We start from the raw sequence: 13,531 nt of genomic DNA, 5'->3' as shown, positions 1-13,531 counted from the left end.
TCTAAGTGGAAACCTTACATTTTTTACAGGATTTTCTCTATACACCATAAATTCCTGTCAGTATCATGGGTCAAATTATTGACAATAATAGTCAATAGCATGTTTTTAAAGAATGTAGCCGCGGGTTAAAAACGAACGAAAAGTAAAACGGGTTATTACCATGCTGATGAAAAAGCTCCTAAGTCGGAAAACTGTCAGTAAAGTGGCCAGTTTTGCTGTGTTCGAAGGGAAACTGACACTCGTCTGTCTTACAGAAGACGGGAATGACTGGATCAGTGACAGTGTGGAAGTGGCTTCACGTGAAAGCTGGACGTCTTCCATCACGCAATTGATCAATACACACCATTTAAACGGCTGCAGAATTCGCTTCGTACTTGGCCATGGCTTATATCAAAGCCTGATCATTGATAAACCTGCCTTACCCCGCCATGAACTGGCCAGTGCCTTACCGTTTCTGGTCAAAGATCTGGTGACTGAACCTCCCGCTAATCTGGTGGCGGATGGGTTTGAAGAGCCAATAAAAGACAGACTGCAAGTGCTGGTGGCGCAGCGTTCCCTGGTTCAGCAACTGGTGCTGGCGTGCCTGGCGAATGGCTGTGAGCCTGAACTGATTACTGTGGATGAAGTGGTGCTGGGTCAGATGACGGCTGAAAAACAGAGCCAGCTGTTCCTTCATTCCCGTCAGCATTCCGGTCTGCACCTGACCGCTTTCAAACAGCAGGTGATGTGTTTTCAGCGCCAGCTGCGCGGTTTTTCTCAGCCTCTGATGGGTCTGGAGCAGGCTAATCTGCAGATAGACGGGCTGGCGCTTGAACTGCAGCGCTCCCTTGACTTCCTGAGTGCCCAGCTGCGTGATGCACCTATTGCCCAGGTGCTGGTCAGCTGTGACAGCGATGATAATGAGCAGTTGGCTGACGCATTGCGGCAGCGGCTCAATGTGCCGGTCGCGACAGTCAGTGGGGCACCCGCCGAGCTGATTGATTTTGATGCCCGTGTCGCCTGGGCCGTTCAGCTGCAGCAGCCGTTGCTCAATCTGTACAGCGACAGTCTGAAACCACAATCTAACTGGCTCACCTTGCCTAACTTAGTGGCTGGCTGGGCGGCGGGTGCAGTGGTGATCGGATCGCTGGCGGGATGGCAAAGCTGGCAGGAGCACAGGGCCACACAATTACTGGCACAGCAGCAAACCCAGCTGACGCAAAAACAGACTGAACTGGATAACGCCAAAGCCGCGCTGGCCCGTCATCTGCCGAGTGAATTAAAAGTCAAACTGAGCGGCGAGCTGGAACAGCATCTCGCGGCCAAACAAGCCACGCTCAGGGCAATTGCCATGCACGATAACAGCCTGCAAGCTGGCTATGCCACTATGTTGCAGCAGCTGGCGCAGGCTGCCAGCCAGGATATCTCAGTGAGCCGCATTCACGTACAGGGCCAGCAACTGGATCTGGAAGGCGTGGCCAGGCACCCCAATGCAGTACCCGGCTGGCTGCAGAGTTTTGCGCAATTTCCCCAGTTGGCCGATCGCCGCTTTGAAGTCATGTCTCTAGGCAGAAATGAAGAAAACAGAGTGACCTTTATGTTGCATGCGCAACGCAAAACAGAGGCAAAACAATGAGCGCCTGGGCATCTCTTGTTACCCGGTTTGAGCAGCTTAACCGGCGCGAGCAGTGGCTGGTGGCGGTAACGGGCTGGTTGATGCTGATTCTGGCCGGTTATCAGTTTTTACTGGAACCCATCCAGCAATCCCTGACATCGGTGGTAAGGCAACAGCAATCGGTACAGGCCAGCATTATCAAAAACGACGGTGATCTGATTCGGATTCAGCGGCAGCTGAACAGTGATCCCGATAAGGTGCTGGATGAACAAATCCGCCAGTTGCAAGACAGTAACGCCCGGCTGGACACAGAGCTCAAAGAACGTGTTGCCAGTCTGGTAACCCCGGTCCAGATGGCGGCTTTGATGGACCAGGTGCTGCAGCGCTCCCAGCGTCTGACGCTGGTGTCGCTGGAATCTCTGCCGCCAGCTCAGCTGATAAACGGTGAGGATGCCGGTTATTACATTCACCCTGTCCGGCTGACTCTGCGTGGCCGTTACTTTGATTTGGTGAATTATTTGCAGCAGCTGGAAGCGCTGCCGGTGAAATATTATTGGCGAAGCCTGGATTACCAGGTAGATAAATACCCGCTCTCCGATATACAGCTGGATGTATACACGCTGGGCGAAAGTAAGGACTTTATCGGTGGTTAGACAATGTATTTCTCTGCTGTTACTTGCCTTGTTCAGCACAGCAACCCTGGCTGAAAGCGATCCGACTGCCCCGCTGGGGTGGCAGGCGCCATCGGTAAAGAAAACAGCGACACAGCGCTTACCTTCACTGGAAGGCATCGTTTGTCCGGAACAGGACCAGTGCAGCGTTATTTTAAATAGCCAGGTGGTTTTGCCGGGTGAGGCGATAAGTGGTTATACCCTGAAAGCCGTCGACGGAGAGACTGTTATTCTCCAGCGCGGTAGCCGGCAATGGCGTCTGGCTTTGTATAGCGAAGAAATAACAATCAATGAATAATAAAAGTGAATTCTGACATGCGCTTATTGTTAATTGTGATGGCAACAACCTTGCTGGCGGCCTGCTCTACAAATATGGGGCACAATAAACCGGTTGAGGTGCAGGAAGCCTTAAATCAGGCTAAAAATGAGGCTCAGAGCCGGCCTCTGACTGACTTGCCATCGGCAGTCAGCGCTGATCTGATGCCCAGCCTGAGCCGTTCCGGCTATGGCAGCAGCCGTGCGTACGAGCGGCGCTTTCGTGTCAATGCCCGGGCTGTGGACGCCCGCGCCTTTTTCTCCAGCCTGGTTCGGGGTACGGCATTTAATATGGTGATCCACCCTGAGGTCAGCGGCCGGGTTACGCTGAGCCTGCAGGATGTGACTTTAGATGAAGTACTGAACGTTGCGTCGGATATTTACGGTTATGATATCCAGCGCAAGGGCAACATTATTCAGGTGTTCCCTGCCACATTGCGCACGGAAGTGATTCCGGTGGACTACCTGCAACTGCAGCGGCGTGGCCTCTCTCTGACATCCTTGACCACAGGCTCAATCAGCAGCCCGGATAACAGTATCGACAATCAGTCGGATAACCGCCGCAATACCAGTAATGATGACTATGACGACAACCGCCGCCGCGACAGCAATAACGGTGACCGCTCATCTTACTCCACGGGCGGCACCCGGATTGAAACGCGTTCCGACAGTGATTTCTGGGGCCAGCTGCAAAAGGCGGTTCAGGCCATGATTGGTACGGGGCAAGGGCGCAGTATTGTGGTGTCGCCGCAGGCCAGCCTGTTGACAGTGAAAGCATTTCCGAATGAATTGCGCGAAGTGCGTGAATTTCTCGGCGTATCGAAAAAGCGTCTTCAGCGTCAGGTGGTGCTGGAGGCCAAGATCATGGAAGTGACCCTCAACGACAGTTACCAGCAGGGCATTAACTGGAGCAACATTACCAAAACCATAGGTGGTACCGGCATTATTTTCGGCCGTACCGGGCCAGATAATTTGCCCGGTGGCAGCGAGATTGCCAATTTGCTGGGCGGACAAACCAATATCACCATTTCAGATGGTAACTTCTCGGCAGTACTGAGTTTTCTGCAGACGCAGGGCGATCTGAATGTGCTGTCCAGCCCGCGCGTGACTGCTGCCAATAACCAGAAAGCTGTCATCAAAGTCGGCGGCGATCAGTATTTCGTTACCGAGGTGGATGGCGGGGAAGCAGTGACAGATGGCGGCGTGGCCTCGCCGGAAGTGGTGCTGACACCTTTCTTCTCGGGCATCTCTCTTGATGTGACACCCCAGATTGATGATGACGGCGGCGTCCTGCTCCACGTTCACCCCACTGTGGTTGAAGTCACGGAGGAAGTGAAGGAAATTGCCCTGGGTGACACCTTTGGCACATACAGCCTGCCGCTGGCACGAAGCTCAGTGCGTGAGTCTGATTCTGTGATTCATGCCAGCAGCGGTGATGTGGTGGTGATTGGCGGTCTGATGAAATCGTCGCTGAAAGATCAGCAGACAAAAGTCCCTTTGCTTGGCGATATTCCCGGCCTTGGCTACTTGTTCCGCAACATCAATAAAGTCCAGACCAAAACTGAGCTGGTGATTTTGCTTAAACCCACAGTGGTGGGCGATCAGACCTGGCAGCAGGAAATTGAACGCTCACGCGCGTTGGTTGAGAAATGGTTCCCGGACCAAGGATAACCCATGTATCTGTCACACTTCGGATTTGAGCAGCTCCCTTTCCGGTTAACGCCGGATACCGGGCTGTTTCATGCACTGCCGTCACATTTGGAAGCGATCAAAATGACCCTGTCTGCGCTGGCGATGGGGGAAGGATTTATCCAGATTTCGGGGGAAGTCGGGACAGGTAAAACTCTGGTTTGCCGGATGCTGGTCCGACAGTTGCCTGCCCGGTATGACCTGGCTTATCTGCCGACGCCGGCCATGAGCGGGCGGGAACTACGGGCGGCGCTGGCTAAGGAACTGGGATTGCAGCCGGACAGTGACGGCCTGACACTGACTGAATTACTGCACCAGTCATTGATCGAACGCAAGCGCGGCGGACGCACAGTCGTGGTGTTGTTAGATGAAGCCCAGGCACTGCCTGATGAGGCGCTGGAAGCCTTGCGGCTGCTGGGCAACCTGGAAACTGAACAGGAAAAACTCTTGCATATTGTGCTGCTTGGCCAGCCTGAGCTGGATGAGCGACTGGCTTCCCCGCAGCTGCGCCAGTTCCGTCAGCGCATTACCTTTCGTGCCGTGTTGCGGCCGTTGGATATGGCGGAGACTGCGTCCTATATCGAGCATCGCCTGAGTAAAGCGGGCGGAGAGCCAGGGTTAATGCCGTTGGCGCGGCAGAAAGAGATCTGGCACGCCAGTGGCGGCATCCCCAGACTGGTGAACCAGTTGTGCCATAAAGCCTTGATCGTTGCCTGCAGCGCGGGTCATGACATTGTCAGCCGTAAAGCGGTGCAGGCAGCGATCACAGATACGCAAACCGCGCGCCAGCCGCGCTGGCAGTACCCTGTGTTGTGGGGATGGAGCTGAGCATGAGTGAAGTCAATAAAATGCTCAATAGTTTGAGCCAGAACCAGGCACCGCAAGAGGCGCCAGAGCTGAAGCCTGTCCGGGTCAAACCTTTGCCTAAGGCGTTGTGGCCACGCTGGCTGCTCGCCGGATTGCTGATCACAGGGACAGCTGGCGCCACAGGCTGGTGGTTCGGGCACAGTCGCGAGGAGAGCCGTTCAGCGGCTGAGATTACGCGGGTAAAAGCAGAACAGTTATCTCCTTCCGCGGTTTTGAAACAGGGACCGGATCCGGTCGGGAATTTTCTGCACACCAAGGCCAGGCCTGCTGGCGAGACAGCACCTGTTACCCAGCAGCCTGACAGCCAACCCACAACGGTCAGCCCAGCCAAAGCCACTGTGCTGCCCGTTGTGAAAAAAGTGCCCGTTGCGCCGGTCGCCAGCCAGCCTGAACTCGCCCCGGCGGTTAAACCGGCTGCCGTACCGGTTGTACCTCGCGCTGTCGCCCCTGTGCGTGCTGCGCAAACGGCCCCGGCGGCGGTTATGGCGATCACTGGCGACACTGAGAGCAAAACAACCGGCACGGCCACGGCAATGACTGAACCATTGCAAGAGGGGGAATCCGGCTTGTCTATCGAAAGTATTGCCCTGTCGCCAGAGCAGCTTGCTCAGACTGATTACGATAAGGCCATGAAAGCCTTAGCGGAAGGGGACACACTCAAGGCCACGAATTACCTGAAATCGGCATTGGAATATCAGCCCGCCTGGATTGATGCCCGCCAGCGTTTGTCAGCGCTGTACTACGGTCGCGGAGATGTCAGACGTGCGATGCTGACACTGCAACGGGGACTGGCCAAACAGCCCAACCAGCAGGACTTGCGTCTGACGATGGCCAAGCTGCTGACCCAGGAGTCACAACCGGAAGTGGCGCTGGATGTGCTCAGCGAACTGCCGTCGCAGCCTGCCAGTGAGTTCCTGGCCTTGCGCGGTGCGCTGGCCCAGCAACTTAATAATCAGCCACTGGCACTGAGCAGCTATCAGCAACTGGTGGATACCGAACCTTTCGACGGCCGCTGGTGGCTGGGGCTGGGGATTGCCCTTGACCGCAGTCAGGATAACGCCAAGGCGGTCGCGGCCTACACGCAGGCGCTGAAACTGGGACAGGTTTCCGGTCAGTCACAACAGTTTATTCGCCAGCGTCTTGCCGCACTAAAGACACAGGAGGGCTGAACAGATGCAGCTGAGGTTACGCAAACGTCTGGGCGATCTGCTGGTTGAAGAAGGCATAGTCCGCCAGGAGCAGCTTGATCTGGCACTGGATCAGCAACGCAGTACTGGCCGTAAACTGGGTGATACCCTTATCAGCATGGGCTTTTTGGGCGAGCAGCAACTGCTGGCCTTCCTGTCCCGCCAGCTGGATATCCCACTGATAGATTTGAACCGGGTGCCGGTCGACAGCGAAGCTGTTGGCCTGTTGCCGGAAGTCCATGCCCGTCGTCTGAGAGCGCTGGTGATCAGCCACCGGGGTGACACAGTACGTGTGGCCATGAGCGATCCGGCCGATCTGGCGGCCCAGGAAGCGGTGCTGAACCAGTTGCATCAGTTCAGGGTGGAACTGGTGATTGCCCCGGAACACCAGCTGATAGCCTCGTTTGACCGCTATTATCGCCGTACCAAGGAAATTGCCTCTTTTGCCGAGCAGCTGCATGCCGAGCATCAGGCGAACAGCGATTTCAGCTTCAGTGTCGATAATTACGACAACGAGGAAGTGACAGTCGTCAAGCTGATCAATTCCCTGTTCGAAGATGCTATTCAGGTGGGTGCCTCGGATATACATATCGAACCGGATGCCAGCGTACTGCGTATTCGTCAGCGTATTGATGGTGTACTCCATGAAACCCTGCTGAATGAATCGGCCATCGCTTCGGCTTTGGTGCTTCGCCTTAAATTGATGAGCGGACTGGATATTTCTGAAAAGCGTTTGCCGCAGGATGGCCGCTTTAATGTGACGGTGCGCGGCCACTCTGTGGATGTGCGTGTCTCTACCATGCCGGTTCAGTACGGTGAATCTGTCGTCATGCGTCTGCTGGATCAGTCTGCCGGTATTTTGAGTCTGGATGAGATTGGCATGCCGGCCGATATTCTTGCCCGCTTCCGCCGTCAGCTAAAACGCCCTCACGGCATGATTTTGGTCACCGGGCCGACCGGCTCGGGTAAAACGACCACCCTTTATGGCGCACTGAGCGAGCTGAACAAACCCGGCAAAAAGCTGATCACCGCCGAAGATCCGGTGGAATACCGGCTGCCGCGGGTGAATCAGGTGCAGGTGAATACCAAAATTGGCCTGACGTTTTCCGGCATACTGCGGACTTTTCTGCGTCAGGATCCGGATATTATTCTGGTCGGGGAAATGCGGGATCAGGAAACCGTGGAAATTGGTCTGCGTTCTGCGCTCACCGGCCATCTGGTGCTGTCGACACTGCATACCAATGATGCGGTAGACAGCGCCCTGAGGATGATGGACATGGCAGCGCCCGGCTATCTGGTAGCCAGTGCGGTCCGGGCTGTACTGGCTCAGCGCCTGGTACGCCGGATCTGTCAGGACTGCAGCCATGAGGTGACGCCGGATGCTGCAGAACTGCAGTGGCTGAAGGCCTGTTTTCCGTCCTCGGCCGACCAGACATTCAGGCAGGGCAGGGGCTGTCAGAGCTGTAACCTGACCGGCTATAAAGGCCGGATTGGTGTGTTTGAATTACTGGAAATGACCCCGGCAATGATGGATGCACTGCGCGCCAATGATGCAATGGGGTTTGCACAGCTGGCACGCGCTTCCGAGGGCTACCAGCCGCTGATTGAGTCCGCTATGGCGCTGGCTCTGGCCGGGCGCACCAGCCTGGAAGAAGTGCTGCAACTGAGCGAAGGAGATTACCTGATGCCGGAATTTAACGCCGTACCGGCGTCCACGGAATCCCGCTGATGCCGACATTTGATTACCGGGGACGGGGCAGTCAGGGACAACTGAAGAAAGGCAAGCTCGACGCGCCAACAGCGGAGGCAGCCGCTGATCAGCTGATGCGCCAGGGAATTATTCCTGTGGATATCCGCCGTGGCCGAAGCGACAGTCCGTTGACTCTCAGCGGCCTGTTGCAGCGCAATGTGCCGCTGGAATCTATGGTGATTCTGTGTCGCCAGTTGTACAGCCTGACCAAAGCCGGTGTGCCGCTGTTGCGGGCCATGAAAGGGCTGGAGCAGAGTACCAGTCACCCGTTGCTGCAATCGACGATTGATGCCGTGACGGTAGAGCTGACCAACGGCCGTGCACTGTCGCAGGCAATGAAAATGCATCCCAGGGTGTTTTCCGAGCTGTTCGTGTCGATGATCCATGTGGGGGAGAATACCGGTCGTCTGGAAGATGCCCTGCTGCAACTGGCGCAGTATTACGAGCAGGAATTGGAAACCCGGCGCCGGATAAAATCGGCTATGCGTTACCCGTCTTTTGTGCTCAGTGCGATTTTACTGGCAATGATAGTGCTCAATACCAAAGTGATTCCGCAATTTGCCTCCATGTTCAGCCGGTTTGGCGTCGAACTGCCTTTGCCTACCCGTATCTTAATCGGCACCTCTGATTTTATGCTGAGCTACTGGCCTTTGTTACTCGGCGGCTCAGTCGTAACCTGGATCGGCCTGAAAGCCTGGCAGCGCACTCCTGAAGGGCAGGAAAAATGGGACTACTGGCGGCTGAAAGTGCCGGTCGTGGGCGATATCATCAATCGGGCCCAGCTGTCGCGCTTTGCCCGGACTTTTGCGCTGATGATTCGCGCCGGTGTGCCCCTGAACCAGGCGATCCAGTTATCGGCCGAAGCGCTTGAAAACCGTTTTCTGGAAAATCGTCTGATCGACATGAAAAACGGCATTGAAGGCGGCAGCAGTATTACGCAAACAGCCAGACAAAGCGGCATTTTTACCCCATTGGTGCTGCAGATGATTGCGGTCGGTGAAGAAACCGGTCAGGTCGATGAACTGTTACACGAAGTCTCGGATTTTTATGACCGCGAAGTGGATTACGATCTGAAAACACTGACTGCCAGAATCGAGCCGTTTTTATTGGCGGTTGTTGCTGGCATGGTGCTGATTCTGGCGCTGGGGATATTCCTGCCGATGTGGAATTTACTTGATGTCGCGCGCGGGGCTTAATGCAGGCTGATGATATTAGCACTCAGTGCGAGAATAAAGTTTTGTTAGTGATATTTTTGTCACTTAATTGCTTTGTAGGATAAGCCTAAACCGCAGTTAATATTAGGAAAATGTGCAATAACCCGATTATTTCCACTGGTATTTTTTTACGATAATGCGAGAATGACTACTTACATCATTTTGACGCCCGTTCGTCATGTTTTTGGCAGATTATGACTCAGTATCCGAACAGGCAAACCGGCTTATCGCTGATCGAACTGGTCATTGTGGTGGTGGTGGTCAGTATTCTGGCTGTTGTGATGGTTCCCCGTTATATCGATATTGCCGAAGAGGCCAAAGTGGCCGCCCTTCAGGGCATGGCGGGGAGCTTTTCGACCGCAGTCCTGTCTGCCCGTGCGCAATGGGAAGCCGATGGCAAGCCTGGCACCCAGAGCCGGAACTGGGTCAATTACGACGGCACTCTGTTTAACCTGACCGCAGCAAAAACAGGTGGCAGAGAGGGATATCCTTTCGCGCTGCAGGGGCAGGGAAGTTCGCAACTGGGACAATTGTCGGAGCAGGATTGCCTGACATTAATGGACAACCTGTTACAAAACCCACCGCCGTCAACCACTGATGCGAGTGAGGCGGGCTCTGGGCAATATCAGTATTTCGTCGAAGTCGGTGCAATCAGTGGTAACCGGTTTTGTCGTTATTACCAGCTGGCTTCGGCCAGTGATTTTTGGACCGGTAAGAAAGCAATAACAGCCGGCCATTATTTTACTTATATACCGGCTTTGGGTCGGGTTGATATTAAAATTGATCGCAATATTTAGGAGTTAGCTATGAAACGTCAAGGTGGTTTTACCCTGATTGAATTGGTAGTGGTAATCGTGATTCTCGGCATTCTGGCCGTGACTGCTGCGCCGCGTTTTTTGAACCTGCAGGATGATGCACGTAACTCTGCGCTGCAGGGGCTGCGAGGCGCAATTGTGGGCGCTTCAGGCATTGTTTACGGCAAGGCTGCAGTGCGTGGTAATGAAACTAGTGATGAAGCAGTAGATGTCGATGGTGTTCAGGCCATTTTCGGCTATCCGACAGCAGCGGATGATGGCATTGGTGCCGCGTTTGAAAATGGTGATTGGCTAGCAATTACTTCGGCAGATACCAGCGATGTACCGGAAGATACTTTGACGGATACTCAGATTATCTATACGTTTGCAGACCGTACTACAGAAGGTTGTTACGTACTATATACCCAAGCAGCAGATGCTGACACACCAGCGACAGCTGAAGTGGTGCTAGGTGATGGCTGTACACAGTAAACACTGAGAGAGTAGGTCGATTATTTACCTATTGATTGTGTGTAAATTGGGGCGGACTCCTGCCCCTTTTCTCTCTTTGACAGGGCGTTTTGGGTGAATGCATGGCTCGCCATTTGAGCGCTGGCCGACAACGCGGCTTTACGTTAATTGAACTGATTTTGGTGATCATACTGCTGGGAATCCTCAGTGTGACGGCCGCGTCACGTTTGATTGGCCGCAGTAGTTTTGATGCTTACCTGGCCCGCGATCAGGCCATCAGTCTGGCCCGTCAGATTCAGCTGCGAGCGATGAGCAATATCAATGAGCTGGGCGATCTGAATCCCTGCCTGTCTTTACAGGTGGCATCGGATCATTTTGGCCCGCCTGCCTGCGCTGATATCACGTTATCTGGCCGCGCAATCACGGCATCAGCCGACGATATTACTGTAACTGGCGATTTGTTAGGCGAAGTGCGGTTCGATTTACTGGGACGACCTTATCAGCAGGATGGCAGCGGGAGCAAGACACCGCTTTGTACCACAGAGTGCCAGATAACCTTTGTCTCGCGTAACGCTCAGAGCACCTCAATCTGTATTAACCGGGAGGGTTATATCCATGCCTGCCCGTAACCCCTGGCGTTCGACAAATTGCCGCCAGAAAACCTACCGCCATCAGCAGGGTTTTACCCTGATTGAAGGCATTATCGCCATTGTCATTATGGCAATCGCCATGGTCACACTGACCAGCTTTTTATTTCCTCAGGCCGAACAGTCCGCCGTACCGCATTATCAGGCCAGAGCCGCCGCCATCGGCCAGGGCGTGCTGAATGAGGTGTTATCGCGTAAATTCGATGAAGCCTCGGATCCCTTTAACGACAGCGTGATCCGTTGCGGAGAAGAGGTGTATGTGTGCAGCGCGCCGGACAATCTGGGCGCAGATGCCGGTGAAGTTAACAGCGGCTTACTGAATGTCGGCGCTGCCGATGACGTGGATGACTTTATCGGCTGCTGGGGCAGTGTGGCACAGTGCAACGGCAGCAGTCTGCCCCGTCGCGGGGCATTGCAGGATCTCGTTACAGTGTCTGCCGCCGAGCAAAGTGATTACCGCAATATTTATCTTGAGATCAGTGTGCGCTATGAAAACAACGCTTTCAATGGTGCCGCAACGGCTGTCAGCACCCAGAAGCGCATTGATGTTCTGGTCAGGACCAGCCGCTACGGTGAATACCTGTTCACTGCGTTCAGGAGTAACTACTGATGCGGCCGTCCCGGGGATTCACTCTGATAGAAATGATCATGGCGCTGGTGATTCTGGCATTTATTTCGCTGGGCATCGGCGCTTACCTGCAGCTGGGCGCCGGGGGCTACTCCGACACCATAGATAGAGAGCGCTTACAGTCGGAGGCGCGTTTTGTTATCGAGCGTCTTACCCGGGAAATTCGCCATGCTGCGCCAAACAGCGTCAGTTTCAGCAGCGGGTGTCTGTCGTTTTATCCTGTGTATTTAACGGCGACCTATTATAGCCGACTTGAACCTCAGGAATCAGAAACAGAACTTAGCGGACTTGTACCGCCTGACTCACAGCACATTGCCTTATGGAACACGGGTATCAAAGATAAGCGCGCGGCTGTGGGATTTGTCAGTGCCAGTGATTATCAAGCCGATGAAGACGCAAGTATGGAGTTTTTTGAGCTGACGAAAACCCCGACTGCGGCAGATCCTACGGTCAGTCTGAAATTGTCCCGGTGGCTGGGCGATCGTTCGCCGGGTCAGCGCTTGTATCTGTTTTCCGACCAAGTGGCTTTTTGTCAGGTTGGCGATAGCCTGGTACGGCGAGTAAAGAATGGTACCGGCTATACGCTGACCAATACGCTCAGCCATTTCAATGTCGCTGTGTCAGGGGCCGGCCTGAACAGCAATGGTCTGATTCATCTTGCGCTGACATTTCGCGATCCTGTCAGCCAAGAATCGTCGGACTACAGCCAGAGCGTGCAGGTGATCAATGTCTTATAGCCGACGGCATTCAAAGCAACAGCAACAGGGCAGCGCGCTGATCGTCGCCATTTTCGTGATTGTCGTCATGGCCGCCATGGCAGCCGCCATGTTGCGGGTGGCGGGTTCTGGTCAGGACATTACCACCCGCGAAGTACTGTCGACCCGCGCCTGGTTTACCGCCCATTCCACCAATGAAGACATGATGAGGCAGCTTTTTCCGCTGGCCGGCACAGTGAGTGAACCCGCGGTCGATATCTGTCTGCGTCACCATCCTGACACCGGCACTGCTTACACTTTCGCACCAGCCGGGGTAACGGGCTGCCGCGCAACGACGACCTGCCAATCTTCAAATACCGGGTCAGTAAACACTTACTTTTTAATCAGCACTTCACAGTGCGGCAGCGGCCCTCATGCTGTTACCCGGATTCAGGAGCTTTGGGCAAAGGATTTGGATAATGAGTAAACGATTACAGGCTTTCGGGTGTCTTTGCTTCCTGCTGTATTTATTTCTTTCAGGACAGGCTGTGGCAGCAGAGTGCAGTAATAAGCTGAATAGTAATAAAGACTTTTATATTGATTTTGAAATACCGAGCGCGAATTTAGATGAGCAGGTCATTGCATCTCAGGCTAATTCCGGAACAAGAACTCAAGTCATTTGGACAGATAATCGAAATGCGAGTGAAGCCAACACAATTGTCGAGAAGAACTTTTTAGCTGGTGGACGCTATTATGTTCGGTTGTTATACAGCTCAGATAAAGGGAAGCAAGGAACGCTGCAGTATCTTAATAAGACGACGGTTTCCGGTACATGGCAGCTTGTCAGTGAAAAAGTGATCGACCTTTCGGAAATAAAGTCTGCTGATTTTCGTGTTGTTGGGAATGGCGAAGTTTCAACTATGGAGTGTGCAAAAGGAGAACCGCCGCCCTCGCCACCACCAGTTAATCCTGATGTTTGCGAATTATTTCCCGGCCCGGTACAAACCTG

14 protein-coding genes are annotated in these 13,531 nt (G+C 54.1%); all 14 read left to right on the top strand.

Features of this window, described 5'->3' with window-relative positions:
* Window positions 1-166: 166 nt before the first annotated feature.
* The 14 genes from KCG43_RS08725 (at window position 167) to KCG43_RS08660 (ending at window position 13,009) form a co-directional block, all read left to right on the top strand.
* Complete coding sequence (locus KCG43_RS08725) at window positions 167-1,615, top strand: PilN domain-containing protein (protein WP_237794599.1); 1,449 nt, start codon at window positions 167-169, stop codon at window positions 1,613-1,615.
* Window positions 1,612-2,247 (top strand): type II secretion system protein GspM, encoded by a 636-nt coding sequence (gene gspM, locus KCG43_RS08720; RefSeq protein WP_218384376.1) that lies wholly within the window; start codon window positions 1,612-1,614, stop codon window positions 2,245-2,247. The genes KCG43_RS08725 and gspM overlap by 4 nt, the downstream gene beginning before the upstream one ends.
* Window positions 2,240-2,563 carry an MSHA biogenesis protein MshK gene (locus KCG43_RS08715; RefSeq protein ID WP_218384375.1) on the top strand — a complete coding sequence of 108 codons (324 nt, stop codon included), beginning with the start codon at window positions 2,240-2,242 and terminating at the stop codon, window positions 2,561-2,563. Before gspM ends, KCG43_RS08715 begins: the two co-directional genes overlap by 8 nt.
* Before the next feature lie 17 nt (window positions 2,564-2,580).
* Window positions 2,581-4,251, top strand: coding sequence for a pilus (MSHA type) biogenesis protein MshL (gene mshL, locus KCG43_RS08710; protein ID WP_192015872.1), 1,671 nt, complete (start codon window positions 2,581-2,583; stop codon window positions 4,249-4,251).
* A gap of 3 nt (window positions 4,252-4,254) precedes the next feature.
* Entirely contained in the window at window positions 4,255-5,097 is an 843-nt protein-coding gene (locus KCG43_RS08705) for an ExeA family protein (RefSeq protein ID WP_218384374.1), read from the top strand.
* Between the two features lie 2 nt (window positions 5,098-5,099).
* On the top strand, window positions 5,100-6,305 hold the full coding sequence (locus KCG43_RS08700; RefSeq protein WP_218384372.1) for a lipopolysaccharide assembly protein LapB: 1,206 nt from the start codon (window positions 5,100-5,102) through the stop codon (window positions 6,303-6,305).
* A gap of 4 nt (window positions 6,306-6,309) precedes the next feature.
* Complete coding sequence (locus tag KCG43_RS08695) at window positions 6,310-8,052, top strand: GspE/PulE family protein (RefSeq protein WP_218384369.1); 1,743 nt, start codon at window positions 6,310-6,312, stop codon at window positions 8,050-8,052.
* Window positions 8,052-9,269: a type II secretion system F family protein gene (locus KCG43_RS08690; RefSeq protein WP_218384366.1), complete on the top strand. Its 1,218-nt coding sequence runs from the start codon at window positions 8,052-8,054 to the stop codon at window positions 9,267-9,269. Before KCG43_RS08695 ends, KCG43_RS08690 begins: the two co-directional genes overlap by 1 nt.
* A 212-nt stretch (window positions 9,270-9,481) precedes the next feature.
* Complete coding sequence (locus KCG43_RS08685) at window positions 9,482-10,084, top strand: prepilin-type N-terminal cleavage/methylation domain-containing protein (protein WP_218384364.1); 603 nt, start codon at window positions 9,482-9,484, stop codon at window positions 10,082-10,084.
* A gap of 9 nt (window positions 10,085-10,093) precedes the next feature.
* Window positions 10,094-10,573 carry a type II secretion system protein gene (locus KCG43_RS08680; RefSeq protein WP_218384363.1) on the top strand — a complete coding sequence of 160 codons (480 nt, stop codon included), beginning with the start codon at window positions 10,094-10,096 and terminating at the stop codon, window positions 10,571-10,573.
* Window positions 10,574-10,674: 101 nt separating this feature from the next.
* Entirely contained in the window at window positions 10,675-11,181 is a 507-nt protein-coding gene (locus tag KCG43_RS08675) for a prepilin-type N-terminal cleavage/methylation domain-containing protein (protein ID WP_218384362.1), read from the top strand.
* Window positions 11,168-11,809, top strand: coding sequence for a prepilin-type N-terminal cleavage/methylation domain-containing protein (locus KCG43_RS08670; RefSeq protein WP_218384361.1), 642 nt, complete (start codon window positions 11,168-11,170; stop codon window positions 11,807-11,809). The genes KCG43_RS08675 and KCG43_RS08670 overlap by 14 nt, the downstream gene beginning before the upstream one ends.
* On the top strand, window positions 11,809-12,564 hold the full coding sequence (locus tag KCG43_RS08665; RefSeq protein WP_218384360.1) for a PilW family protein: 756 nt from the start codon (window positions 11,809-11,811) through the stop codon (window positions 12,562-12,564). Before KCG43_RS08670 ends, KCG43_RS08665 begins: the two co-directional genes overlap by 1 nt.
* Entirely contained in the window at window positions 12,554-13,009 is a 456-nt protein-coding gene (locus KCG43_RS08660) for an MSHA biogenesis protein MshP (protein WP_218384359.1), read from the top strand. Before KCG43_RS08665 ends, KCG43_RS08660 begins: the two co-directional genes overlap by 11 nt.
* The last annotated feature ends 522 nt before the right edge of the window (window positions 13,010-13,531 follow it).

Source organism: Photobacterium sp. WH24 (genome assembly GCF_019204055.1).
GTDB classification, from domain to species: Bacteria; Pseudomonadota; Gammaproteobacteria; order Enterobacterales; family Vibrionaceae; genus Photobacterium; species Photobacterium arenosum.
Note: the sequence above shows the minus strand (reverse complement) of the source record. Positions and strands in the feature narration are given on the sequence as shown.